The organism is Nonomuraea maritima (assembly GCF_900100395.1).
Classification (GTDB): domain Bacteria; phylum Actinomycetota; class Actinomycetes; order Streptosporangiales; family Streptosporangiaceae; genus Nonomuraea; species Nonomuraea maritima.
This window is the reverse complement of the sequence record NZ_FNFB01000001.1, coordinates 544,331-568,796: the sequence shown is the minus strand read 5'-3', so window position 1 is coordinate 568,796 and position 24,466 is coordinate 544,331. Positions and strand designations below refer to the sequence as shown.

Annotated in this window: 19 protein-coding genes; 9 read left to right on the top strand and 10 right to left on the bottom strand. The window is 71.5% G+C overall.

The features are described from left to right. Positions 1-103: 103 nt before the first annotated feature. Together BLR04_RS02705 and BLR04_RS02700 are read left to right on the top strand one after the other, a co-directional pair. Entirely contained in the window at positions 104-1,264 is a 1,161-nt protein-coding gene (locus tag BLR04_RS02705) for an NAD(P)/FAD-dependent oxidoreductase (RefSeq protein WP_176902902.1), read from the top strand. A 47-nt stretch (positions 1,265-1,311) separates the two neighbouring features. Next, positions 1,312-2,196, top strand: coding sequence for an RNA polymerase sigma-70 factor (locus BLR04_RS02700; RefSeq protein WP_176902901.1), 885 nt, complete (start codon positions 1,312-1,314; stop codon positions 2,194-2,196). Between the two features lies 1 nt (position 2,197). Here the strand turns inward: BLR04_RS02700 and BLR04_RS02695 are convergent, their stop codons facing one another. Next, positions 2,198-3,439, bottom strand: a complete 1,242-nt coding sequence (locus tag BLR04_RS02695) for a sensor histidine kinase (RefSeq protein WP_090759132.1) — start codon at positions 3,437-3,439, stop codon at positions 2,198-2,200. Then, entirely contained in the window at positions 3,436-4,113 is a 678-nt protein-coding gene (locus BLR04_RS02690) for a response regulator transcription factor (RefSeq protein ID WP_090759130.1), read from the bottom strand. Before BLR04_RS02690 ends, BLR04_RS02695 begins: the two co-directional genes overlap by 4 nt. 93 nt (positions 4,114-4,206) lie before the next feature. Between BLR04_RS02690 and BLR04_RS02685 the strand changes: the two genes are divergently transcribed. Beyond that, the gene (locus tag BLR04_RS02685) at positions 4,207-4,626 is read left to right on the top strand and encodes a hypothetical protein (RefSeq protein ID WP_090759128.1); all 420 of its coding nucleotides are present in this window, start codon (positions 4,207-4,209) and stop codon (positions 4,624-4,626) included. A 6-nt stretch (positions 4,627-4,632) separates the two neighbouring features. On the opposite strand, the gene BLR04_RS02680 is transcribed toward BLR04_RS02685, so the two are convergent. From BLR04_RS02680 to aceB, 8 genes are read right to left on the bottom strand one after another with little or no spacing between them, the layout of a single operon-like run. Further along, the gene (locus BLR04_RS02680) at positions 4,633-6,549 is read right to left on the bottom strand and encodes a hypothetical protein (RefSeq protein ID WP_090759126.1); all 1,917 of its coding nucleotides are present in this window, start codon (positions 6,547-6,549) and stop codon (positions 4,633-4,635) included. A gap of 58 nt (positions 6,550-6,607) precedes the next feature. Continuing rightward, positions 6,608-6,820 (bottom strand): DUF2277 domain-containing protein, encoded by a 213-nt coding sequence (locus BLR04_RS02675; RefSeq protein ID WP_090759125.1) that lies wholly within the window; start codon positions 6,818-6,820, stop codon positions 6,608-6,610. A gap of 3 nt (positions 6,821-6,823) precedes the next feature. Next, positions 6,824-7,564, bottom strand: a complete 741-nt coding sequence (locus BLR04_RS02670; RefSeq protein ID WP_090759123.1) for an IclR family transcriptional regulator — start codon at positions 7,562-7,564, stop codon at positions 6,824-6,826. An 18-nt stretch (positions 7,565-7,582) separates the two neighbouring features. Beyond that, entirely contained in the window at positions 7,583-8,329 is a 747-nt protein-coding gene (locus BLR04_RS02665; protein ID WP_218128707.1) for an IclR family transcriptional regulator, read from the bottom strand. Positions 8,330-8,363: 34 nt separating this feature from the next. Next, entirely contained in the window at positions 8,364-9,566 is a 1,203-nt protein-coding gene (locus tag BLR04_RS02660) for a (Fe-S)-binding protein (protein WP_090759119.1), read from the bottom strand. Then, complete coding sequence (locus tag BLR04_RS02655) at positions 9,566-10,723, bottom strand: FAD-binding oxidoreductase (protein WP_090759117.1); 1,158 nt, start codon at positions 10,721-10,723, stop codon at positions 9,566-9,568. Before BLR04_RS02655 ends, BLR04_RS02660 begins: the two co-directional genes overlap by 1 nt. After that, a complete protein-coding gene (locus tag BLR04_RS02650) occupies positions 10,723-12,159 on the bottom strand; it encodes an FAD-linked oxidase C-terminal domain-containing protein (protein WP_090759114.1) in 1,437 nt (478 codons plus the stop codon). The genes BLR04_RS02655 and BLR04_RS02650 overlap by 1 nt, the downstream gene beginning before the upstream one ends. Positions 12,160-12,193: 34 nt before the next feature. Beyond that, positions 12,194-13,771 carry a malate synthase A gene (gene aceB, locus BLR04_RS02645; protein WP_090759112.1) on the bottom strand — a complete coding sequence of 526 codons (1,578 nt, stop codon included), beginning with the start codon at positions 13,769-13,771 and terminating at the stop codon, positions 12,194-12,196. A 153-nt stretch (positions 13,772-13,924) separates the two neighbouring features. Here aceB and BLR04_RS02640 point away from each other — a divergent pair, with 153 nt between their 5' ends. The 6 genes from BLR04_RS02640 to BLR04_RS41195 all read left to right on the top strand — a co-directional run bounded on the left by BLR04_RS02640 (position 13,925) and on the right by BLR04_RS41195 (position 24,012). Continuing rightward, positions 13,925-14,617, top strand: a complete 693-nt coding sequence (locus BLR04_RS02640; protein WP_090759110.1) for a DUF4097 family beta strand repeat-containing protein — start codon at positions 13,925-13,927, stop codon at positions 14,615-14,617. Between the two features lie 104 nt (positions 14,618-14,721). Next, entirely contained in the window at positions 14,722-16,134 is a 1,413-nt protein-coding gene (gene hflX / locus BLR04_RS02635) for a GTPase HflX (RefSeq protein WP_090759108.1), read from the top strand. Between the two features lie 466 nt (positions 16,135-16,600). After that, on the top strand, positions 16,601-17,809 hold the full coding sequence (gene hutI, locus BLR04_RS02630; RefSeq protein WP_090759106.1) for an imidazolonepropionase: 1,209 nt from the start codon (positions 16,601-16,603) through the stop codon (positions 17,807-17,809). Positions 17,810-18,091: 282 nt separating this feature from the next. Further along, positions 18,092-18,838 (top strand): DegV family protein, encoded by a 747-nt coding sequence (locus BLR04_RS02625; RefSeq protein ID WP_090759104.1) that lies wholly within the window; start codon positions 18,092-18,094, stop codon positions 18,836-18,838. A 613-nt stretch (positions 18,839-19,451) separates the two neighbouring features. Then, entirely contained in the window at positions 19,452-20,402 is a 951-nt protein-coding gene (locus BLR04_RS02615) for a ComEA family DNA-binding protein (RefSeq protein ID WP_143021937.1), read from the top strand. A gap of 649 nt (positions 20,403-21,051) precedes the next feature. After that, entirely contained in the window at positions 21,052-24,012 is a 2,961-nt protein-coding gene (locus BLR04_RS41195; protein WP_218128695.1) for a ComEC/Rec2 family competence protein, read from the top strand. Positions 24,013-24,466: the final 454 nt, after the last annotated feature.

The following is a 24,466-nucleotide window of genomic DNA, read 5'->3' as shown; positions in this document are numbered from 1 at the left end:
CATGTGACGTGGTTCACACCGTGACCTGTCACGCGGGGTGCGGGCCACTTGTCCCATGGACGTCACCGGAGCAGAAACCGGTGTCCGACCTCGGGAGAACGCAATGAACGACCACCACCGCGTCGTCGTCCTCGGTGCAGGCTACTCGGGCATGTTCAGTGCCGTCAGGCTGGCCCACCGCACCCGCAGGAGCGGTGTGCGGATCACGCTGGTCAACCCGTCGAGCCGGTTCGTCGAGCGGCTGCGGATGCACCAGATCGCAGCCGGGCAGGAGCTGGCCGACCATCAGATCCCCGACCTGCTCGACGGGACCGGCGTCACGTTCGTGCAGGGCGCGGCCACCGCCCTCGACCCAGAAGCGCGGCGGATCACCGTCGACGGCGCCGGGACCCTCGAGTACGACACGCTCGTCTACGCGCTGGGCAGCTCGCCCGACACCGGCCAGGTTCCCGGCGCCGACACCCACACGTTCACCCTCGGCTCCCCGAAGACCGCCGGCCGGTTCGCCGAGCGGCTCACCGAGATCGACGCCGGCGGCACCGTCATCGTCTGTGGCGGCGGCCTGACCGGCATCGAGGCGGCCACCGAGATCGCCGAGAGTCACCCCGACCTGAACGTCACGCTGATCAGCTCGGACGAGCCCGGCCGCATGATGGGCGCCAAGGCGCGTGCCCACCTCTTCCGCGCGCTGGAACGCCTCGGCATCACCCTCGTGACCGGCGCCCGTGTCACCAAGGTGCTGCGTGCGGCCGTCGAACTGGCCGACGGCCGGCTCCTCCACTTCGACGCCTGCCTGTGGACCACCGGCGTCAAGGTGTCGCCGCTCGCCGCCGACGCCGGGATCGCCACCGACGACCGCGGCCTCGTCCTGGTCGACGCCACGCTGCGATCAGTGTCGCATCCGGAGATCCACGCCGTCGGCGACGCCGCGGCGATCCGCATGGCCTGGGGGCGGATCCACGGAACCTGTCAGAGCGGCCTGCCCACCGCCCAGTACACCGCCGACACCATCGCGCGGCTGCTGCGCGGCAGAGCCGTCAAGCCGTTCCGCTTCGGGTACTTCCATCAACCGGTCAGCCTCGGCCGCCGGGACGCGGTCATCCAGTTCACCCACGCCGACGACACCCCTGTCCGCCTGCACCTCACCGGACGGGCCGCCGTCGTGTACAAGGAACTGGTCAGCGGCAGCCCCCTCCAGACCTACCGGCTCAGCAAGCACCTCAACGTCACGACCATCGTCTCCAGAGGCGGACGTGGGGCATGACGGTCGAGGCATTGCCCTGCGGGTGGCGACGCAGCGACCATGGCGTGATGGACGGCAGGCCAGAGCAGGACCCGTACATCGAACACCGGCGGCTGCTGTTCGCCACCGCCTATCGCATGCTGGGCAGCGTCGCCGACGCAGAGGACGTCCTCCAGGACGCCTGGGTCGCCTGGAGCACCGCCGACCGCGACGCGGTCCACCACCCCAAGGCCTACCTTGTGCGAACGGTCACCAACCTGTCGCTGAACCGCCTCACCTCGGCGCGGGCCACGCGCGAGACCTACGTCGGCCCGTGGCTGCCGGAACCGCTGCTGACCTCACCCGACATCGCGACGGAGACCGAACTCGCCGACACCGTCTCCCTCGCGATGATGGTCGTCCTGGAGACCCTCAGCCCTGTCGAACGCGCCGTCTTCATGCTCCGCGAGGTCTTCGGCTACTCGCACGCCGAGATCGCCGAGACCCTCGGACGCCCCGAGCCGACGGTCCGCCAGATCGCCCACCGCGCCCGGCGGCACGTCCAGGCCCGCCGCCCCCGGTTCGACGCCGACGAGGCGCGGCGCCGGCAGGTCACCGCGCGGTTCATGAGGGCCTGCGCCGGCGGCGACGTGAACGCCGTGATGGAACTGCTGGCCCCTGACGTCACCGCCTGGTCCGACGGCGGCGGCAAGGTCACCGCCGCCCGCCGCCCAGTGCACGGCGTCGACCACGTCGCGCGCTGGATCGTGGGCTTCCTGGCCAAGCCCGCACTGGCCGGCCTGACCATGGAGCCCGCCGTCATCAACGGTGAGCTCGGCCTCCTGGCCACGCTCGACGGCCACACCGTCGGCGCCCTGTCGTTCGACCTCGACGGCGGCCACATCGCGAATCTGCGCCTGCAGGTCAACCCCGACAAGCTCAGTGGCCTCACCTCCGTCAACGGCCTGGTGTAGTTCACGGGCCGCCGAGGAGGACCTCGACGTGGGCGCCTCTTCCGGCGGGCGGTGTCGAGACCGACAGGCTGCCGCCCGACGACTCCGCGGTGCGCCGGGCGATGTCGAGGCCGAGTCCCGTCGAGTCGCCCCCGCTGATGCCCCGCTCCAGCAGCGCCGCCTCGAACCCCGGCCCCGTGTCGGAGACGGACAGCAGGGCCCCTGCGGGCCGTGGCTCCAGCCGTACGGCCATCGAGACGCCTTCCGGGGTGTGCGCGAAGACGTTGCCGAGCAGCGCGTCCACGCACGCGGCCAGTTCCTCGGCGCCGACGGGGACAGGAAGCGGGCCGTCCGGCAGGCTGACCGACACCTCCCGCCCCTGGTCCTCGGCCAGCACCGACCAGAACCGCACGCGCTCGCGCACCACGCCGGCGGCGTCGCACGAACCGCGGCCGGCGGAGCGGTGGCGGGCCTCCGTGATGACCGTGCTCACCGCCCGCTCCAGCGCGTCTGCCCGGGCCTGGAGCCGCGCCGCCTCCTCGGGGTCGCGCAGCGACTCGGCGTCCAGCCGCAGGCCCGTCAGCGGCGTGCGCAGGCGGTGCGACAGGTCCGCCACCGACTCCCGTTCGGCGGCCAGCAGCTCGTCGATGCGGTCGGCCAGGTGGTTGAGCGCGAGCGCCACGGAACGCACCTCGGGCGGCCCGCCCGGCTCCGCGCGCGCGGTCAGGTCGCCGCCCGCGAGCCGGTGCGAGACCCGCGCCAGCCCGTCGACCGGGCGTGTCACCGCCAGCGCCAGCCGGTCGGCGAGGACGATGCCCAGCACGACGAGCGCGAGCCCCAGGACCAGCAGCGCCGCCCAGGTCTCCGGCACGCCCCGCATGAGCTCGGCGTCCGGCACGAACACCCTGATGACGGCCGTTCCGCCGGGTGACTGCGCCGAGACGAGCACCTCCCTGCCGCCGGCGGCCCGCGCGGTGACGCTGCGTCCCGTCGCGGCCAGCCGTACGGCGTCGGAACGGGGAGCGGCCGCGCCGACCGTGCCCCCGTCGGGCAGGAACACCGTCACCGGGCGGGCCACCTGCTCGACGGCGAGCGCCAGGTCGGGCGTCCCCACCGCGACCGCGACGGACTCGGCGGCCGCGGTGGCCCGGCTCATCGCGCCGTTCTCGGCCACGGCGCGGATCAGCAGCGCCATCGGCACCAGCAGCGCGATCAGCACGAGCGACGTCGTCGCCGCGACGAGCCAGGCCAGCCACCGCCTCACGACGGCTCCACCAGCTTGACGCCGACGCCGCGCACCGTGTGCAGGTAGCGGGGCTCGGCGGCGGTCTCGCCGAGTTTCCTGCGCAGCCACGACAGGTGCACGTCCACGGTCTTGTCGGCGCCCCCGTACGGCAGCTGCCAGACCTCCGTCAGCAGCTCCCGCTTCGTGACCACCTCGCCGGGACGCGCGGCCAGGTAGTGCAGCACGTCGAACTCGCGCGGCGTCAGGTCGAGCGCGGCGCCGTCGAGCGTTGCGGTACGGGCCCGCGGGTCCACCCGCAGCGCGCCCACCGCCAGCGGCTCGGGCGCCGCCCCTCCCACCCGCCGCAGCACGGCCCGTACGCGCGCGTCGAGCTGCGCCGCGCTGAACGGCTTGACCACGTAGTCGTCGGCGCCGGCGTCGAGGACCGGCACCATCTCGGCGTCGCCGTCGCGGGCGGTCGCCACGATGACCGGAACCCGGCTCACCGCCCGCAGCATGCGCAGGAGCTCCACCCCGTCGAGGTCCGGCAGCCCCAGGTCGAGCACCACCAGGTCGGGACGGTCGCGCACCGCGAACCGCAGCCCGTCCATCGCCGTCGGGGACGAGGAGACGGCATGGCCGAACTCCCGCAGCCCGCGGCTGAGCGCCGTACGGATCGCCACGTCGTCCTCGATGAGCAGGATGTCAGCCATATACGAGAACGTAGACCCAGGACGACCTCGCCGGGCCCCTTCTTATCGTGGTCTTAACCCGGCCTTAGCGGTCGATGGGGGAGGGTAGGTCCGATGAAGCGACTCGTCCTGGCCTGGGCCGTGACCGCGGCCGTCGCCACCGCCATCGCGGTGGCGGTGATCGGCTCGCTCGGCAACGGCCTCACCGGCACGTCCACCCACGTGCTCAGCGGTGAAGAGGTGCGCGCGGCCCTCGCCACGGTGACCGCCCGCGCCGTCGTGACCCCGAGCGCCACGCCGTCGCCGACGTCGCAGGACACCCTGCTCCGCAGCAAGGGCGGGACGGTGATCGCCTCCTGCGACGGCGACCGGGTCACGCTGCGCTCGTGGAGCCCGTCCCAGGGGTACTCGGTCGACAGCGTCAAGCCGGGGCCGGCGCGCGAGGCGAAGGTCGAGTTCGAGCCCGACGAGGGCGAGGACGTCGAACTGACGATCTTCTGCGTGTCCGGCCGGCCCGAGGCGCGCGTCCACTGACGGCGCTCATGGCGCCTGCGCGCCCAGCGCCGCCTTCGTCAGCTCGGCCTGGCGGCGGATCTGTCCCATGACGATGGGGTTGACCCCCTTGGCCTGGAACGTGGCCACCATCCGGTCGAGCACCGCGTTCGCCCGCCCGAGGTCGCCCTGCCGCGCCTCGGCCCTGGCCAGGCGGCGCATCACCAGGTTGAGGGTGATGTTGTCGACGCCGGCCTCGCGGACGACGCGGCTCAGGTGCCGGATGCCCTGCTTCGGGTCGGGCGGGCGGACCCGCAGCCCTTCACCGGGCACCAGCTCCTTGAACTCGCGCTCGGCGTTGAGCCCCTTCACCAGGCGGGCGTAGCCGGCGAGTGGGTGGGCGCCGTAGCGGTCGATCACCTCGTCGAGGGCCTCGTTGCCCGAGCGCAGCGCCGGGGAGTCGGAGCCGAGCAGCGAGAACAGCTGCCCCTGCTCGTCGCCGAGCATCAGCTCCGCCACCCGGTGGTCGTCGGGCGTGGCGGGGCGGCGGACCCGTACGAGCAGCGCGGGGGAGACGACGTGGGAGCCGTCGGCGGCGACGTACCGGGCGCGCACGTGGTACTCGCCGGGCTGCTGGAAGAGGTGGCCGTCGCGCCCGTGGCCGAGGTAGGCGCTGCGGTACAGCGCCGGGTTGCCGTCGTCCAGCGTGATCTGCGGCGCGTCGTCCACGCACTGGCGCAGCATCGGCCGGTACAGCACGGTGGCGCCGTCCGGACGGGTGATCGACACCTGCGTGAAGCCGCTGTCGGGGTGCAGGTGGCCGTGCGTGGTGCGCGGCCCCCCGGTGCGCGACAGCTTGAGCTCCACCACCACCGGCTCGCCCAGCTCGTACGCCTCCTTGCCGCGCAGCTCAAGCCGCAGCCCCGAGTGGTCCTCGACCGGCTGCTCGAACGGCTCGATCTCCGCCGCGCCGATCCCGAACCCGTGCGCGCCCATGACGACGTCGCGGTAGAAGCCGTGCCGCAGGTGCGCCAGCTCGGAGTCGGTGAAGTGGAAGGGGAAGGCCGACCAGTAGGCGGGCTCGCCCTCTGGCCGGTAGGAGTAGGCGTAGTTCATCCAGGACAGGTCGCCGAAGCCGGCCTCAGGGCCGAGCGGCAGGGGCGGCGTCGCGAGGTGCTTCTCCCAGGAGTGCAGGAGGTTGAAGGCGTGCCCCAGCTCGTGCACGTACGTACGTAACTGGGCCCGCCGGTCCTCCGGACGGGTGCCGCGGACGGCGTCGTGGAAGACGGCGGCGCCCTGCCGCTGGTGGTCGTCCTGGTAGTCGAACATGATGCCGCGCAGGCCGCGTACGTGCCTGCTCGCCACCAGCAACCACACCCGCCACGCCGCGGCGTCGCCGTACGAGCCGAAGTGGCGCGTCATGGCGTGGTGCAGCTCGGCGTCGTCCCACACCAGGTCGGCGCCGGACCCGTCGACCGGGATCACCTCCGGCTCGGCCACGCGCAGCTCGATGCCCGCCTCCGCGTACGCCGCCGCCACCGTCAGCTCCCTGGGCGGCGAGCCGGCGGGCCCCGGCAGCGAACCGGTGTGGTACGACACGAACGGCACGGCCCCCACCACGGAGTCCTGCTCCAGCAGCACGCTGCGGAAGTAGGGGGAGATGAAGGCCACGTCGTAGCGGCGCCCGGCCACCGTCGCCGTCGCGCCCGCGCCGGAGATCACCACGAGCACGTCGGTCGCCGTCGTGTCGAAGGTGAACCTGCCGCGCCCCTCGACGCGCGTCTCGCCGCCCTCGGACCGTACGGCGGGGGAGTCGGCCACGAACGAACCGGCGTAGGACGTGGTCGCGCCGGACACCGTGAACAGGTCGCCGCTCACCCGCCCCGTCGGCCTGGCCCCGTCGACGTCGACGCGGAGCTCCAGCCGTGAGTCGCCGTCCTGACCGTGGTACAAGCCGCTGATCATGAGGGCCCCCTGGGAGATCGGGTGGAGGTTCCACGCTTCCCGCACGGACGGGGAGCTGTCAACGGCTCCCGCGGACCTCCAGCGCCCCCAGGAGTTCCTCCGACGCCCGGGTGATCGCCTCGACGGCCCGCTCGAACGCCTCGGCGTTGTGCGCCGCCGGGGCGCGGAAACCCGAGATCTTCCGTACGTACTGCAGCGCCGCCGCGCGCACGTCGTCCTCGGTCACGCTCTCCGTGTACGGCGGGCGGAGGGTCTTGATGCTTCTACACATGCCTCAACCGTAATAGCCGATGCGCCGGCTGATCTCGTTCGCGCCCTCGACCAGCAGCTCGCCCACCTGAGGCAGCCGCTCGGGCGTCAGCCGGTACGACGGCCCCGAGGCGCTGACCGCCGCCACGACGGAGCCGTCGGAGCCCCGGATCGGCGCGGCCACCGCGTTCAGCCCCACCTCCAGCTCCTCCACGGCGAAGGCCCAGCCGCGTTCCCTGATCTGGTCGAGGCCCAGGTCGGAGGGTGAGGCGGCGGTCCGGGGCGTGTACCGCTCCAGATCAGCGGGGGGCCGCAGCGCGCCGAAGGCCAGCAGCACCTTGCCGCTGGAGGTGGCGTGGGAGGGCGGGCGGTGCCCGACCCAGTTGTGGCCGCTGATCGCCGAAGGGCCGCGTACCTGGGTGATGTTGACCGTCTCGCCGTTGCGTGGCACCGCGACGTTGACGGTCTCGCCGATCTCCTCGGCGAGACGCAGGCACACCGGCTTGCTCTCACGCGACAGATCGAGCTCACCGGTGACGGCGCCCGCGAGGCGGATGAGGCCGAACCCGAGCCGGTAGCGGCCGCGGTCGCCGCTCTGCTCCACCAGGCCGCCCTGTTCCAGCGACACGAGCAGCCGGAAAGCCGTGGACTTGTGCACGTCGAGCTCCGCCGCGACATCCGTGATCCGGGTGGCTCCGTCGCGGGCCAGGATCTCCAGTATCGCGATGGCACGATCGACCGATTGAACCGTCGTGCTGTTGCTCATACGGCAACAGAATACCGTTCAATGACCGGCGGGCACCGGTCCGAATTCGCCGCCGAACCCGAGAGCGATCTTCCGCATGCCCTCGGCCAGCTCGTCGCGGTCGAGCCCGTCGATCCGCTCGGCCGGTCCCGAGACCGACATCGCCGCCACCACCCGGTCGCCGTCGCGCACGGGCACGGCCAGGCAGTGCACGCCCAGCTCCTCCTCGCCGAGGTCGAGCGCGTAGCCGCGGGCCTGGACGGCGTCCAGCTCGGCCAGCATCGCCGACTGGTCGACGATCGTGTTCGGCGTGCGGCGCGGCATGCCGGTGCGTTCGAAGACCGCCTTCGCCTCCGCCGGTGGCCGCCCCGCCAGCAGCACCTTGCCGACCGCCGTGCTGTGCGGCAGCACCCGCCTGCCGACCTCCGCGAACATCCGCAGCCGCCGCGGCGAGAGCACCTGCGCCACGTACACGACGAAGTCGCCTTCGAGCACGGCCAGGTTCGCCGTCTCGCCCGACAGCTCGACCAGCTGGGCGAGGTACGGCCGCGCCCATGTCCCGACCATGCCCCCTGCGACGCCCCCCAGGCGGACGAGCCCACCGCCCAGGGCGTAGCGCCGGTCGCTCTCCTGGCGCACGTAGCCGCGCGCCAGCAGCGTCCGCAGCAGGCGGTGGATGGTGCCGTTCGGCAGACCGGTCCGCGCGGCGATCTCCGACAGCCCGGCCTCGCCGCCGTGTTCCGCCAGCGCCTCCAGCACGTCGAGGGCGCGCTCGACCGACTGCACGCTCACGGCCGCCCCCGAGGCGCGCCGGCGGCTCTCACAGCTCGGCCCCTCGCAGCGAGGCGTCCAGCACCTCGGCCGTGTGGGCCACCTTGATGTCCGCCCCGGCCCGCCGCATGGCCGCCGCGATCTGCATGGTGCACCCCGGGTTAGCGGACACCAGCAGCTCCGCCCCCGTCGAGCCGACCGCCTTCGCCTTGCGGTCGCCGAGGTCGCGCGCGGCCTCCGGGCGCAGCAGGTTGTACGTGCCGGCCGAGCCGCAGCAGATGGCCGAGTCGGGGATCTCGCGCAGCTCCAGCCCGGGGATGCCGTTCAGCAGCTCGCGCGGCTGCGCGCGCACGCCCTGGGCGTGGGCGAGGTGGCAGGCGTCGTGGTAGGCGACCGTGCGCCGCAGCGGATGCCGGACGGCCACCGGCCCCAGCTCGGCCAGGAACTCCGACAGGTCCATGACCCGGAACCCGGGGTCGTACCCGAGCAGGTCGGCGTACTCCTTCATGGAGGAGCCGCAGCCGGCGGCGTTGACCACCACGGTGTCGACCCCGGCCTTGCGGAACGTCCGCACCGTCCGGCTCGCCAGCCGCCTGGCCTGCTTGTCCAGGCCGGAGTGCACGCTGAGCGCCCCGCAGCAGCCCTGCCCAGGCGGGATGACCACGTCGCAGCCCTCCATCGACAGCACCCGTGCGGTGGCCGCGTTGACCTGCGGGAAGAACTCCCGCTGCACGCAGCCGAGAAGCATCCCGACCACGGCCCGGCGCTCGCCCCTCGCCTTGACGACGCGTGGCAGCCGCTCGCGGCGCTCCACGCGGGGAGCGAGCGCGGTCATCGCGCCGAGGCTCGGGTTCACCCGGGTGAGGAACGACGCCATCCGCCTGGCCAGCCCCATCGTCGGCCGCAGCATCCGCAGCCGGCGCGGGTAGGGGAACAGGCTGAACACGATCCCGCGCACGGCCCGCTCCTGCGGCGGACGTTCGTACTCCTGCTCGACCACCACGCGCGTCTGCTCGATCAGCCGGTCGTATTGCACCCCGGACGGGCACGCCGTGACGCACGCCATGCAGCCCAGGCAGGCGTCGAAGTGCCCGGCCATCTCGGGCGTCATGGGGGTGCCCTCGACGTGCTGGCTCATGAGGTGGATCCGTCCGCGCGGCGAGTCCATCTCCTCGCCCCAGAGCACGTACGTCGGGCACGTCGGCAGGCAGAACCCGCAGTGCACGCAGTCGTTGATCAGCTTCGGATCCATTACAGACCTCCGACGAACCGGCCGGGAGACATCCTGCGCCCGGGATCGAACCGTTCCTTGACCCGCCGCATCAGCCCGAGCGCGCTGACCTGCCCCCACCTGTCGACGTCGTCGTCCGGCGTCCTCAGCACGACCACCCGGCCGCCGTGCTCCTCCACCGCCTTGCGCAGCGTGGACACCCCGAGCCTCTCGTCCGTCGCCAGCAGCATCCGGCCCGACACGGGGGAGCCGCGCAGCGCCGTGCCGGCCGCCTCCAGCACCGCGCCGGTGGCAGCCGGGGGGAACCGCGCCTCGGCCAGCGTCTCACCGGGCGGGATGCGCCCCCACCACGCGGGCGGCTCGGCGGTCACCGTGCCGGAGCCGACGATCTCGCGCAGCGCCTCGGCCCTGGCCTCTGCCGCCGTGCCCTCCACCAGCGCGGCCAGCGCGACCGGGCCGTCCTGACGGGGCCGGTCCACCTCGACCGCGCTCGGCTCGGCCTGCGCCGTCGCCAGCGCCGCCGCCACGGCGGGCACCTCGGCGGCGTCCGGCTCCGCGACGACCCAGCGCCGCCCGGCCGGCAGCGGGTGCAGCCGGAACGTGGCCTCCGCGATGACCCCGAGGGTGCCGTACGAGCCGGTGAAGAGCTTGCCGAGGTCGTAGCCTGCGACGTTCTTCACCACCTTGCCGCCGGAGCGCGCGATCGTGCCGTCGGCGAGCACGACCGTGACGCCGATGAGCAGGTCGCGGGCGGTGCCGTAGCGGAACGCGCGCGGCCCGGCGAGCCCGGCGGCCAGGGTGCCGCCCACCGTCGCGCCCCAGCCGGGCGGCACGTCGAGCGCGAGTTCCTGCCCCTTGTCCGCCAGCGCGGCCGCCAGGGCGTCCATGGGCAGCCCGGCCTGCGCGCGGACCACCAGGTCGCCCGCGGCGTGCTCCAGCAGGGCGTCCATGCGGCTGAGGTCGAGCAGCACGTCGCAGCGCTCGGGGGACGCCGCCCAGCCGAGCTTCGTGCGCCCGCCAGCGGGCGTCACCGCGAGGTCCTGCTCGGCGCAGGCGCGCAGCACCGCCGCGATCTCCTCGACGGACGTGGGCAGCGCGACCCAGCGGGGGACGACCCCGCGCACCGCGTCGCCCTGGCCGGCCTGCCGGACGTCCACGCCGATCTGCGCCAGCGTCATCAGAACTGCTCCGCCTTCCCTGACTCGACCAGGGGGTGCACGCCCTTGCGCACGCCCGGCACCTCGCCGCACAGCCGCGGCGTGGGGAACACCTTGCCCGGGTTGGAGAGCCCCCGGGGGTCGAACGCGCACCGGACGAGCTGCATGGTGTCGAGGTCGTCCGCGCCGAACATCCTGGGCATGTAACGCGACTTGTCGACGCCGACGCCGTGCTCGCCGGTGATGGAGCCGCCGTGCTCGATGCACAGGTCGAGGATCGCGCCCGAGACGACCTCGGCGCGCTCGCCCTCGCCGGGCGTCCCGTCGTCGAACAGCACCAGCGGGTGCAGGTTGCCGTCGCCGGCGTGGAAGACGTTGGCCACCCTGATCCGGTGCTCCCGCGAGAGCCGGTCGATGGCCGCCAGCACCGCGGGCAGCGACGTACGCGGCACCACGCCGTCCTGCACGATGTAGGCGGGGCTGATCCGTCCCACGGCGGCGAACGCCGACTTGCGGCCCTTCCAGATCGCCGCCCGCTCGGCCGGGCCGGCGGCCACGCGCAGCTCGAACGCCGCCGAGCAGATCTCCCGCAGCCGGGCGAACTGCTGCTCGACCTCGGCGGCCGGGCCGTCCAGCTCGACGATCAGCACCGCCCCCGCGCCCGCGGGGTAGGCGCACGCGACCGCGGCCTCGGCGGCCTCGATGCTGAGCGCGTCCATCATCTCGATCGCGGCGGGGACGATGCCCGCGCCGATGATCGCCGAGACGGCCTGCCCGCCCTGCTCGATGCTCTCGAACGCGGCCAGCACCGTGGTCACGGCCTCAGGCGTACGGCTCAGCCGTACGGTGATCTTGGTGGCGATGCCCAGCGTGCCCTCCGAGCCGATGAACGCCCCCAGCAGGTCGTAGCCGGGGTCCATGCGGTCGAGGGTGACCAGGTCGCCTTCGGGGGTGACGATCTCGCAGGCCTCGACGTGGTTGACGGTGAAGCCGTACTTCAGGCAGTGGGCGCCGCCGGAGTTCTCGGCGACGTTGCCGCCGATCGAGCAGACCTGCTGGCTGGAGGGGTCGGGGGCGTAGTAGTAGCCCTGGTCGCGGACGGCCTCGGTGATCGCCAGGTTGGTCACCCCCGGCTCCACCACGGCCCGGCGGTTGGGGAGGTCGATCTCCAGGATCCGGCGCATCTTCGCGGTGACGACGAGCACGCCGTCCTCGCGCGGCAGCGCGCCTCCGGACAGGCCCGTGCCTGACCCGCGCGCCACGAACGGCACGCCGAAGTCGTTGCACAGGCGGACGACGCGGGCGATCTGCTCGGCGGTCTCGGGGAGCACGACCACGCCGGGGGTCGCCCGGTGGTAGGTGAGGCCGTCGCACTCGTACGTGCGCAGACGGACGGGATCGGTGATCACCGAGTCTGCAGGCAGCAACGAGTGCAGTGCCGCGATCAGTTCATCCATCACCGATCCCCCTTTTTCAGCTTATTCACCTTTGTTATGGCATTCGAGCATAGGCGGGGAGGGTCAGGAAATCGGTGAAGTCGTCGTCCAGCGCCACCTCCTTGAACAGCGCCGTCGCCTGCTCGAACAGCTGCTCGTCGTACCCCGGCTCCTCCGTGGCCCGCGACAGCTCCTCGGCGATGATCCGCTCGACGAGCTCCTTCGTCACCTGCTCGCCGGTGTCGGCCAGGGTGATGTCGTTGTGGATCCACTGCCAGACCTGCGAACGCGAGATCTCGGCCGTGGCGGCGTCCTCCATCAGGTTGTGGATCGCCGCGGCGCCCTGGCCGCCCATCCAGGAGGCGAGGTAGCGCAGCCCTACGTCGACGTTGCTGCGCAGGCCCGCCTCGGTGATGTCGCCCGGGGTGTCGGAGACGGCCAGCAGGTCGGCGGGGGTGACGTCGACGTCCTCGCGCAGCCGGTCGATCTGGTGCGGCCGGTCACCGAGCACGCCGTCGAACACCTCGCGGCAGATCGGCACGAGGTCGGGGTGGGCCACCCACGAGCCGTCGAACCCGTCGTTCGACTCGCGCGTCTTGTCGGCCCGCACCTTCTCCAGGGCGACCGCGTTCACCTCGGGGTTCCTGCGGGAGGGGATGAACGCGGCCATCCCGCCGATGGCGTGCGCGCCGCGCTTGTGACAGGTACGCACGAGCAGTTCGGTGTAGGCCCGCATGAACGGCGCCGTCATCGTCACCGCGTTCCGCTCGGGCAGCAGGAACTCGCGTCCCCGCGTGCGGAACTTCTTGATCACGCTGAACAGGTAGTCCCAGCGGCCCGCGTTGAGCCCCGCCGAGTGGTCACGCAGTTCGTAGAGGATCTCCTCCATCTCGAACGCGGCGGGATAGGTCTCGATGAGCACGGTCGCCCTGATGGTGCCGTACGGGATGCCGAGCAGCTCCTGCGCCCGGGTGAACACGTCGTTCCAGAGCCGCGCCTCCAGGTGCGACTCGAGCTTCGGCAGGTAGAAGTACGGGCCCTTGCCCTTGTCGAGCTGCCGCTTGGCGCAGTGGAAGAAGTAGAGCGCGAAGTCGAACAGCGACCCCGACACCGGCTGCCCGTCGACCAGCGTGTGCTTCTCGTCGAGGTGCCAGCCGCGCGGGCGCACCACGACGGTGGCCAGCTCGGCGTCGGGACGCAGCGCGTACGTCTTGCCCCCCGCCTCGAAGTCGATCGTGCGGTCGAGGGCGTCGCGCAGGTTGAGCTGGCCGGAGACGATGTTCTCCCACAGCGGGGACAGGGCGTCCTCGAAGTCGGCGAGCCACACCTTGGCGCCGGAGTTGAGTGCGTTGATGGTCATCTTCTTGTCGACCGGGCCGGTGATCTCGACGCGCCGGTCCTCCAGCCCGGGAGCCGGGGGCGCGACGCGCCAGTCGCCCTCCCTGACCGCCTTGGTCGCGGGCAGGAAGTCGAGCAGGGCGCCGGCCGACAGCTCCGCCTGTCGCGCCTCGCGGGCCTTCAGCAGCTCCAGCCGCCGCGGGCCGAACTCGCGCTGGAGAGTCGCCATGAAATCGAGCGCCTCCGGCGTGAGGATCTCGTCGAACCGATCGAGCATCGGGCCGGTGATCTCCATGAGCTCCTCTTTTCCACCTGATGGAAAATGAATTCTGGATTGTGGAAATGACGCTACTCCGCCGCCCATACCGGGTCAAAGGCGGGTTGCCTCGGGGAGTCGTCCGGGTCATCCCCGATGCGGGGCGGGTCATGCCGCGCGAGGATTTCCCGCATGAGAAAGAGCCTGATCGCGGCCGGTCTGCTGGCCTGCGCCGTTTCCCTGACGGCCTGCGGGTCATCCGGCATAGTCGCCCCGAGCCGGCAGGACACGGTGTCGTACGAGGTCAAGGAGCAGGTCGGCGTCCTGCGGCTGCGCAACGGCGCCGGCGACGCGAAGATCACCGAGACCGGGGACGGCGCCGTACACGTGATCGAACGCCTGCACTGGCGCGGCGATGCCAGGCCCGAGACGGAGCACAAGGTGGAGGGCGCCGCGCTCGTCATCGGCTACCGCTGCCCGCCCGCCTGGAGCTGCGGCGTCGACTACGAGATCCAGGTGCCCAAGGGCCTGGCGCTCGACCTGCAGAGTGGCGCGGGCGACCTCACGCTGCGCGGGCTGAGCGGCGACCTCGCCCTGTCCGTCGGCTCGGGCAACGTCGACGCCGCCGACCTCGCCGGGAGGAAGGTGACCGCCGAGACAGGGACGGGCGACATCGAGCTCAGGTACGTCTCCGCGCCCGACGCCGTCGAGCTGACCACCGGCGCCGGCGACGTCCAGCTCGCCGTTCCCGACGTCGGCCCGTACGCGGTCCGCACCGAGGCGGCCGTGGGCGACACGGCGGTCTCGGTGCGGAAGGACGACGCCTCCCCGCGCAAGATCTCGGTGTCGGCCGGAGCGGGCGACGTCACGGTGTCGCCCGCATGACATCGACCTCGCCAATAACGAGGTGATTGCGCCCGTGGCTGTCTGCCACCATCGTGGGGAAGACACTGAGGTGTCCAGACGTTCCCTACATAGAGATGACACGTATGCGCGATTACACCCCGCTCGACGAGTTCGAGACCGGCGACTTCGACCTTGAGGAACGCCAGGCGCTTCGGCGCGTGGCCGGCCTCTCCACCGAGCTTGAGGACATCACCGAGGTCGAGTACCGGAAGCTGCGGCTCGAGCGGGTCGTCCTCGTCGGCGTCTGGACCACAGGCACGGCCGAGGACGCCGACAACTCCCTGCTGGAGCTGAAGCTGCTGGCCGAGACGGCCGGATCCCAGGTGCTCGACGGGCTCGTCCAGCGCCGTCAGCGGCCCGACCCGGCCACCTACATCGGCTCGGGTAAGGCGCTCGAAGTGCGCGACATCGTCGAGGCCAGCGGCGCCGACACGGTGATCTGCGACGGCGAGCTGACCCCCGGCCAGCTCCGCCAGCTGGAAGAGATCGTCAAGGTCAAGGTCATCGACCGCACGGCACTGATCCTCGACATCTTCGCCCAGCACGCCAAGAGCCGCGAGGGCAAGGCCCAGGTCGAGCTGGCGCAGCTGCAGTACCTGCTGCCGCGCCTGCGCGGCTGGGGCGGCAACCTGTCCCGGCAGGTCGGCGGACGCGCCGCGGGCGGCGTCGGCATCGGCGGCCGCGGCCCCGGTGAGACGAAGATCGAGCTCGACCGCCGCCGCATCCGCGAGCGCATGGCCAAGCTGCGCCGCCAGATCGGCGGCATGTCCACGGCGCGTGACACCAAGCGCCACGCCCGCCAGTCGCGCGAGGTCCCGGCGGTCGCCATCGCGGGCTACACCAACGCCGGCAAGTCCTCGCTGCTCAACCGCGTCACGGGCGCGGGCGTGCTGGTGGAGGACGCGCTGTTCGCCACCCTCGACCCGACCGTGCGCAAGGCGCGCACGCCCGAGGGCAGGCTGTTCACGATCGCCGACACCGTCGGGTTCGTCCGTCACCTGCCCCACCAGCTCGTCGAGGCGTTCCGCTCGACGCTGGAGGAGGTCGCCGACGCCGACCTGATCCTGCACGTCGTCGACGGCTCCCACCCCGACCCCGAGGGACAGCTCGCGGCGGTCCGTGAGGTGTTCGCCGACATCGAGGGCGCGCTCAGCGTGCCCGAGATCGTGGTGGTCAACAAGGCCGACGCGGCCGACCCCGAGGTGATCGACCGCATCATCCGGCGCGAGCGCGACAGCGTGGTGGTGTCGGCGCGCACGGGCAAGGGCATCCCCGAGCTGATGCGGCTCATCGAGGAGCAGCTGCCGCGCCTCGACCACGAGGTCCATCTGCTGGTGCCGTACGAGCGGGGTGACCTGATCTCGCGGGCCCACGCCGAGGGCGAGGTGCTGTCGATCGACCACGTGGGTGAGGGCACCGTCCTGCACGCCCGCGTCCTGCCGAGCCTGTCGCAGGAGCTGCTGCGGGTCGGCAAGCCCGTGGAGCGCGTCTCCTGATCCCGAAGCTGTGAGTGCCGCCGGTCGCTTGCCGGCGGCACTTACCGGTATGGGGGGCAGCTCTCGCCGCAAAGCGCGCAGAATGCCGCAAAAGCGACAGTGGTTTCGACGGGCCTGGATTGCTAGGATTACCCAGACCTAACGTTGGTCTGGCTTTTGCATTCGGGTTCTGTAGGTCCAGAAGTCACCGGCGGAGGCCGTGGGGCAGGGCATAGCTGCGTGACAGCTGGGAACAATGGGCTTTCTTTCGAATAACCCTGTACAGCGGCCCAACATGTGAAATAACGTAACTGAACTGAAATCGCCGGATCATGGGTCCGGCGATACGGTCACCCGCACAACTCGATGCGGACAAGAGCAGGAGACCCCCCATGTCGTCCGGACCCGGAGCGGACTCAGTGGGCGCGGCACGGGCCGTGCACTGGGCTCGGTGCCCGTACGGGGGATCATTCTGGGTGGTGATGCGGTGACCGTCCGGCTCCTCACCAACATCGGCCGCCTCTGGACCGGCAACGAGGTCCTCAGCAACGCGGCGATCCTCGTGCACAACGACCGCATCGCCTGGGTCGGGCGCGCGCCCGACCTGCCGCAGAGCGTGCCCGGGGTCGTCGACGACATCGTCGACGTCGACCACGTCGAGAACCTCGGCGGCGCCCTCGTCACGCCCGGCCTCATCGACGCCCACACCCACCCTGTCTACGCCGGCAACCGCTGGGCCGAGCTCGCCATCCGCACGGGCGGCTCCACCTCCGCCTCGATCGCCGCCGCGGGCGGCGGCGTCAACTCCACCGTCACTGTGACCCGCGGCACCGACCCCTGGACGCTCTGCAACGGCGTGCGCGAGCGGCTGCGCGGCTGGCTCCTCAGCGGCACGACCACCGTCGAGGCCAAGACCGGCTACCACCTCACCCGCGACGGCGAGCTCGCCGACGTGCGGCTCCTGCGCGAGCTGGAGAAGGAGCCGATGATGCCGCGGGTGCACGTCACGTTCCTCGCCGCGCACGTGGTCCCGCCGGAATACTTCGGCCGGCAGCGCGAATACGTCGAGACCGTCGGGTCCTGGTGCGCCGACGCCGCCGCGGCGGGCGCCGACAGCGTCGACGTCTACTGCGACGACGGCCACTTCACCACCGAGGAATCCCGCTGGGTGCTCGCCTCGGGCCGCAACGTGGGCCTGCTGCCGCGCATCCACGCCGGCCAGTACAGCCGCCGCGGCGCCATCCAGCTCGCCGCCGAGCTCGGCTGCGCCTCCGCCGACGGCCTGCACCACATGTCCGACGAGGACATCGCCATCATGTCCCGCTACGGCGTGCCCGCCGTGGTCTGCCCCGCGACCGCCCTGCAGCGCGGCCACCTGCCGCCCGTCCGCCAGATGATCAAGCACGGCGTCCAGATCGCGCTCGGCAGCGACCACAACCCCGGCTTCTGCGGCATCACCTCGATGTCCCTGGTGATCGCGATGGCGGTGTCGGCGTTCGGGATGAGCGTCAACGACGCGCTGCGCGCGGCCACGCTCGGCGGCGCCACCGTCCTCGGAGCTCCCGACCGCGGCGTCCTCACGCCCGGGCGGCTCGCCGACATCGTGCAGTGGGACGCCGACCACGAGGGCGCCTTCGCCTGGTCCTTCGGCCTCAAGCCGCGGCGGGTGTGGCGTGGAGGAACCCCCGTCCAGTGACGGGCGGCGCCGCCCGTGATCGCCGTCGTGACCGACTCGACCGCCTACCTGGGCCCCATCCCGGGCGTAACAGTGGTCCCCATCCACATCCTGGCCCCGCTGAGCGCCAGAGGCCGCCCACACCTCCCCAGCCTTCCTGACAACACCCCTTCGCCCCGCCACCGACCCCACCCGTCCGCGCGGAACTCGACACCGAACCGCTCAGCCCGCCAGGACCCGAGGCCACAGACCCGCGCAACCGACCAGTCCCTCCCGTCCCGGTCCGCGACTTCCGGTGGGCCAATGCCGAGTGGTGAGACGTTCGACGTGGTGGGCCTGTCGTATGACGAGAACAGCTACACAGGCGACCTTTCCTCGGCCACCACCTCCCGCCCTCCGCCGTCCCGCTTCGCGACCTGTTACGCCGAGCTCGCCGCCTCCGGTGCCACGGGAATCGTCTCCGTCCACGTGTCCGGCGACCTGTCCGGCACGATCGACTCGGCGCGGGCCGCCGCCCGCGAGGCGACCGTCCCGGTGGAGGTGATCGACAGCCGCTCCATCGCGATGGGGCTGGGCTACCCGGTCCTGGCCGCCGCCGGCGCCGCCGCGAACGGATCCACCCTGGACGAGGTGGCCGCCGCCGCCCGCCGCTCCATCGCCACCACCATGACGTACTTCTACGTCGACACCCTGGACCGTCTCCGCCGCAGCGGCCGCATCGGCACGGCGGCCTCCCTGGTCGGCTCAGCCCTGATGATCAAGCCACTCCTCCACTTCACGGACGGCCGTATCACCCTCTTGGAGAAAGTACGCACGGCGTCCCGAGCCATCGCCCGCCTGGAAGAACTCGCGGTCGCCGCGGCGGGTGACGGCCCGGTGGAGGTAGCCGTCCAACACCTCGACGCCGGACAGCGAGCTGATTCCCTCGCGGAACGCCTGTCCCACCGCATCCCCACCCTGGTACGCCTCCGCGTGGTGCCCCTGGGTCCGGTGATCGGCATCCACGTGGGCCCCGGCACCTTGGGCCTGACCATCACCCCAGCCCCCTGACCAGCCCTCCAGCCTCGGCCAGCCCCAGCGGCCCCGCCCTGGCCGCTGCTCTGACGTCTGGCCCCCGTGACCGGCCCTCCAGCCTCGGCCAGCCCCAGCGGCCCTGCCCTGGCCGCTGCTCTGACGTCTTCACGGGGTCCGTCGACAGGCCCGGGCCCGTGGTGGCCATTTCGTCGTCCACAGGGACTCGTCCGGCCACTTTCCTTATCCACAGAATCCAGTTCGCCTGAGTTGCGGCGGAGGGCTGAGCCGTACGTTCGCCGACGTGCGTACTCCCGACCCAGCGGCAGAACGAGCGACAGCCGAGTCCCGGCTGCGCTCCATGATCGCCCGCGCCCGCGACCTGGGCGAAGGCCGACCTGCGTGGGCGACAGCCGAACAAACCGCCTCCCAGGAGGCGCACACAGCCAGCAGCAGCACTCACCCGGCCCGTGGAGCCCACACACCGGCTCTCACCGGGCACGAGGCCGAGAAGACCGGGCGCTACCCTGCCCGCCCGTTCCTGACTCCAGCAGGCGGGGCCTCATACCCCTCGACAAAGAGCCCCGAACACCAGAACGCCGCTCTACTGGCCCACACCCCACAGGGCTACGACGACCAGAACCGTCCTGTCATGCAGAACCCGCTGTACGCGGCAGCGAACCCCGACGACCGCCTGGCCTACTCACACACCCATCACGCAGGGCCCAGCACGGCGTCCGACGACGCCCTCAGCCCGTCCGAATCCCCGTACGTCGACCCGGACCACCATAACTTCCCGCGCCGGGATGCCCTCCATCAAGACATCCCGCACGCGGATGCGCTCCACCAAGGTGATCCGGACCCTTTCGGCCCGTCCGGCGACAGGGGCTGGTCACATGCACCGGCCACAGCCGTCGACCCTCAGGGCACCACGGTCATCCCCAGCTCAACACCGTCCGCGCGGTCACGGAAAACACCCGTCGCCTCGCCCCTCCAGAGATTCCGCGACGCCGTCGTCTCCCAGGGGCCCGCCCTGGACCCCGGCAAGCCGGGCCTGCGCGTCCTGCTGGCGGTGGGTGCTCTGGCGGCGGCGGTCGCCGCCTTCCTGGTCTGGCGTGCCCAGCCCAGACCTCAGCCGCTACCCGCACCCGCGCCTGTCACGCCGGCCTCCCCGTCCCCTACAGCCCAGGTGACCGTGCACGTGGCCGGCAAGATCCGCAAGCCGGGCGTCTACCTGCTCCCGTCAGGCGCCCGCGTCACGGACGCTGTGACAGCAGCGGGCGGGCTCACGCGCGGCGCCTCCATCGGCGCGCTCAACCTGGCGCGACGCCTGATCGACGGCGAACAGATCGTCGTCGGCGCCACAACCACACCAGGCGCCCAGGGTTCACCCGTCGTCGATCCGGCCGGCGCGCTGATCGACCTCAACACCGCCACACCCGAGCAACTGGAGCAGCTTCCCGGAGTGGGAGAGGTCCTGGCAGGACGGATCGTCGAATACCGCACCAGCCGCGGCGGCTTCACCAGCATCGACCAACTCCGCGACGTCAGTGGCATCGGCGCAAGCCGCTTCGAGGAAATCAAGCCAAAGGTCCGAATCTGAAATGCCCAGCACGCACCCCGAAAAGCACCCCAACCGCACAATCCGCTTCCTCGGTCCGGAGTCGTCCCCACTCGAAAACGGCCACACCAAGCAAAAGCCAACCCTTGGGGTACATGCAGCGCCGGTCGGCGATTTGCCCAATAGCGCACAAACAGAGCAAATCCACGACAAAACTGGCAGGACCCGTTCGGCGGTGCCCGCCCGAGCCAGCTCCGAGCGAGCCAGCTGCGAAAGCGGCGCAACTTACGCCGGCGGACACCCCGGATCAGTCGCCGCAGACCACCAACGGGCGCATCCAGACCACCCTCATGAGCCGACATGCCTCGGCGGCCACATAGGCAGCGCCCTCCCGAAACAGCATGGTTTCCCGCCACCACCCCCGACCGGCCTGACCACTCCAACTGCCAGAACCACTCCAACTGCCAGGACCACTCCGACTGTCAGGACCACTCCGACCGCTGTGACCACTCCGACCGCTGTGACCGCTCCGACCGCTGTGACCGCTGTGACCACGACTGCTAGGACCACTCCGACCGCCACGACTGGTCGGACTGCCATGTCCGGCCCGGTCACCGCGACTGGCCCGGCCTCGGTGGCCGGCTCGCCCACCCCAGCCTCCACCACCAGGGAACGCGTTTGGCCACTCGCCGTGCCGGCGTTGGCCGCCTGGGCCGCCGCCATGGTGCTGCTCGGGTGCCCCGCAGGCACAGGGGCGATCGCCGCCATCACCGCGGCCCTCGGGGCCGCCGCGACCGCCTGGCTCATACGCCCTCGCGTCACCCGCATCGGCTGGTACGACATCACGTCCCACTGGCGCAACATCGCCATAGCGACCCTGATCTGCACGGCAGCCGCTTCCGTGTCGGTTGCTCTTCGCGTCCACATGATCACGAGTGGCCCGGTGCCCGAGATGGCGGGTGAGAACGCCTATGTCACCGCACAGATCACCCTGACGGACGACCCCAAACGACGCCCGAACGGCGGCGGCCACTTCAACCAGGAAAGCTACGTCACCCCCGCCGCATTGAAGATCGTCCAAACTGCTACGAGCCGCCAGGCGGTCAATGTCCCCGTCACTGTCTTCGCCACCGGACGCGTCTGGGGCGGTTTCCTCCCCAGCCAGCACCTGGAAGTCACCGGCCGCCTCGCCCGTCCGACCACCGGCGGTACGGTAGCGGCGATTCTCCTGGTCCGAGGGCCGCCGAAGGTCCTGACGCCTCCCTCCGTTCTGCAGACGGCAGCCGGCACCGTAAGGGCGGGGCTGAGGTCGGCTGCCGATGTCCTGCCACCCGAACAGCGTGGGCTGCTCCCCGGCCTGGTCGTGGGAGACGTCTCACGCATGGACCAGCAGGTCACGTCCGACATGCGCGAAGCCGGCCTGAGCCATCTGAACGCCGTCAGCGGCGCGAACCTGGCAATAGTCGCGGGCGCGACCCTGGCCCTCTCCCGCGTGATCGGCCTGCCCCTACCTGTGCGAGCCGGCTTCGCGGCGGTGGCGATGGTCTTGTTCGCCGTTGTGGCCCGCCCCTCGCCAAGCGTCCTCCGCGCCCTCCTCATGGGCCTGGTCGCCGCCCTCGCGATGGGCACGGGCCGCACCAAGGACGGCGTAGCAGCCCTCTCCGCAACCGTCCTGCTCCTCATCTTGTTCGTCCCGGAACTCGCTCGCTCGTACGGCTTCGCCCTCTCGGTGACGGCAACCGCCGGCATCCTGCTCCTCGCCCCTCGCTGGCGCGACAAGATGTCCCGCGCAGAAGACCCGACCCCTGACGAGCGCACGCCCGTTCCAGGAGGGGCGCCAATCACGTCCGGCGAAAGGGGACCGGCCCCAGTGGAAGCGCCGATCACCGGTTCGTGGACGCCCGCGCCGGGGGGAGCGCCGACCACCTCTGGCATATGGACGCCGGTTCCCGCGGGAGCACCGATCGACTCTGGCGCGCGAACGCCCGTTCCAGCGCGAGGGCCGACCACCTTTGGTGTGCGGACACCGGTCCCTCAGTGGTCATCCACCACACGTGATCGGCGCACCGAAGCCATCCAGCCAGCGCCGTTCGGCAACCCTGGACACCGCGATCAGCAAGCACTCAATGCCGACTGCCCAGCCGTCAGTGGCAGCTACGAGCGCACGAATCCGTTTCCGCATGCTGATCACCACCTTCCTCGCGGCGGTATCGAGCGTCACGATCGTCCGTCCGCCGGCCATGACGGACTGACCGGTGGCAAGGAGCGCGACGCCAGGTTGCTCGGCGACCGTGACGATCACCCAGCGCCCGAGCATGACGGTCAGGCTCCTGACGGAAGGGGCGACCAGCCCGCCGTGGGCGGTCGGCAGGAACGGCAGACGTCGCAGGCATGTTCACGAAGCTCGGTCCTTGGCAGGCTTCCCCCGTTGCCGCGTTGGGCCGCGGAGGCGGTCGCCGTTCCTGCGGCCGCCCAGGTGGCCGTGACGCCCGTCCTGGTGCTGATGGCGGGCGAGTTGACCCCCGTCGCCGTGATCGCCAACCTGCTCGTGGCCCCGGCGGTCGCTCCAGCCACCTTGCTCGGCTTCGCCGCCGCCCTCATATCCCCTCTGTGGGTGGACGGCGCCAGGCTGCTGGTCATCCCCGCCGGTTACGCGGTCGGCTGGATCATCACGGTCGCACGATGGGCCGCGAACCTTCCCTTCGCCACCGTGCCATGGCCGGCCGGATTGCCGGGCCTCGCTCTACTGCTGCTCGCCGCAGTCGTCGCCATTCCGATCCTGCGCCGCCGCGCCTGGCGCGCGGTCGTGGCGACCCTGGTCGTGGCAGCGCTGGTGGTGGTTCTGGTGATCCGGCCCATCGTCGTTCCGTGGCCGCCCAAGGGCTGGTTGATGGTGATGTGCGACGTGGGGCAGGGCGACGGACTGATCGTCGCGGCAGGTCCTGGCCGGGCCGTTGTCGTCGACACAGGGCCTGATCCGGCGGTCATGGACAAGTGCCTGCGCCGGGTCGGGATAGTGGAGGTCCCGCTGGTCATCCTCACGCATCCTCACGCCGATCATGTGGACGGCCTGCCGGGTGTCCTCAGGGGCCGGCGCGTCGGGGCGGTGGTCGTCAGCCCGCACCGGCCCGAGGAGGGAAGCGGGATACGTACGTCCGCCCTGCTGGCGCAGCACCGGATACCGGAATGGACGGTCACCCCGGGGGCGCGCTGGCGCTTCGGACCGTCGGAGCTCACCGTGCTGGCCCCCGACCGCGACAGCGGCGCATCGCACGGCTACGGGGAGGGCAGCGAGACCAACAACGCGAGCGTGGTCATCCACGTACGCTGGCGCTCCGGTTCCGCCCTGCTGGGCGGCGACCTGGAGACGGAAGCCCAGGACGAGCTCCTGAACCGGTATCCGACACGCGCGGACATCCTCAAGGTTCCCCACCATGGATCACATCGCCAGTCTCCGGAGTTTCTCCGCTCCTTCGGCGCACGGGCGGCGTTGATCAGCGTGGGCGCCGACAACGAATACGGCCACCCAGCACCGTCGACGCTCGGCGTGTTGAGAGGGCTGGGGCTTGCCGTCTACCGCACCGACCAGTCGGGCGACGTGGCCGTGGTGGAACGCCAAGACGGCATGGCGGTGGTCGTACGCGGCCGCTGACCTACTCTCGCACGCGGCCCCGGGTACGCGAGACCCAGCGCCGGTGTGCCGGACCTGGCCTCGGTATGCGGGACCTGGCGCCGGTGTGTCGGACCTGGCCTCTGAACGCGGGACCCGGCGCTGACGTGTCCGATCCAGCGCCGGGACGTCGGCTTCAGCGCCGGTGTGTGTCGTACCTGGCGCCGCGCCTCCATCCCAGCGCCAGAACGCCGGCGCCGGAAGGCCAGCCCCAGCGCCGGAAGGCCAGCCCCAGCGCCGGAACGCCAGCCCCAGCGCCGGAAGGCCAGCCCCAGTGATGGAACGCAGGCGCCGGCGTCGGGGTGTTGGATTCAGTGCCGGAACGGAGGCGCGTACTTGGCTCTGTTGATGGCAGGTGACAGCACTTATCAGTGAGTTCGGACAGCGATAGCGGGTCTGTGAGCCAAAAATGTTGCTGAGTTTCAACAGCACTCGA

Coding starts and splice junctions, on each gene's coding strand:
- BLR04_RS02615 (WP_143021937.1), top strand. CDS start 19,452: ATGCAGAACCCGCTGTACGCGGCAGCGAACCCCGACGACCGCCTGGCC.
- BLR04_RS02640 (WP_090759110.1), top strand. CDS start 13,925: ATGAGAAAGAGCCTGATCGCGGCCGGTCTGCTGGCCTGCGCCGTTTCC.
- BLR04_RS02690 (WP_090759130.1), bottom strand. CDS start 4,113: ATGGCTGACATCCTGCTCATCGAGGACGACGTGGCGATCCGTACGGCG.
- BLR04_RS02650 (WP_090759114.1), bottom strand. CDS start 12,159: ATGGATGAACTGATCGCGGCACTGCACTCGTTGCTGCCTGCAGACTCG.
- BLR04_RS02705 (WP_176902902.1), top strand. CDS start 104: ATGAACGACCACCACCGCGTCGTCGTCCTCGGTGCAGGCTACTCGGGC.
- BLR04_RS02680 (WP_090759126.1), bottom strand. CDS start 6,549: ATGATCAGCGGCTTGTACCACGGTCAGGACGGCGACTCACGGCTGGAG.
- BLR04_RS02625 (WP_090759104.1), top strand. CDS start 18,092: ATGCCGAGTGGTGAGACGTTCGACGTGGTGGGCCTGTCGTATGACGAG.
- BLR04_RS02675 (WP_090759125.1), bottom strand. CDS start 6,820: ATGTGTAGAAGCATCAAGACCCTCCGCCCGCCGTACACGGAGAGCGTG.
- BLR04_RS02655 (WP_090759117.1), bottom strand. CDS start 10,723: ATGACGCTGGCGCAGATCGGCGTGGACGTCCGGCAGGCCGGCCAGGGC.
- BLR04_RS02700 (WP_176902901.1), top strand. CDS start 1,312: ATGGACGGCAGGCCAGAGCAGGACCCGTACATCGAACACCGGCGGCTG.
- BLR04_RS02685 (WP_090759128.1), top strand. CDS start 4,207: ATGAAGCGACTCGTCCTGGCCTGGGCCGTGACCGCGGCCGTCGCCACC.
- aceB (WP_090759112.1), bottom strand. CDS start 13,771: ATGGAGATCACCGGCCCGATGCTCGATCGGTTCGACGAGATCCTCACG.
- BLR04_RS02670 (WP_090759123.1), bottom strand. CDS start 7,564: ATGAGCAACAGCACGACGGTTCAATCGGTCGATCGTGCCATCGCGATA.
- BLR04_RS02660 (WP_090759119.1), bottom strand. CDS start 9,566: ATGGATCCGAAGCTGATCAACGACTGCGTGCACTGCGGGTTCTGCCTG.
- hflX (WP_090759108.1), top strand. CDS start 14,722: ATGCGCGATTACACCCCGCTCGACGAGTTCGAGACCGGCGACTTCGAC.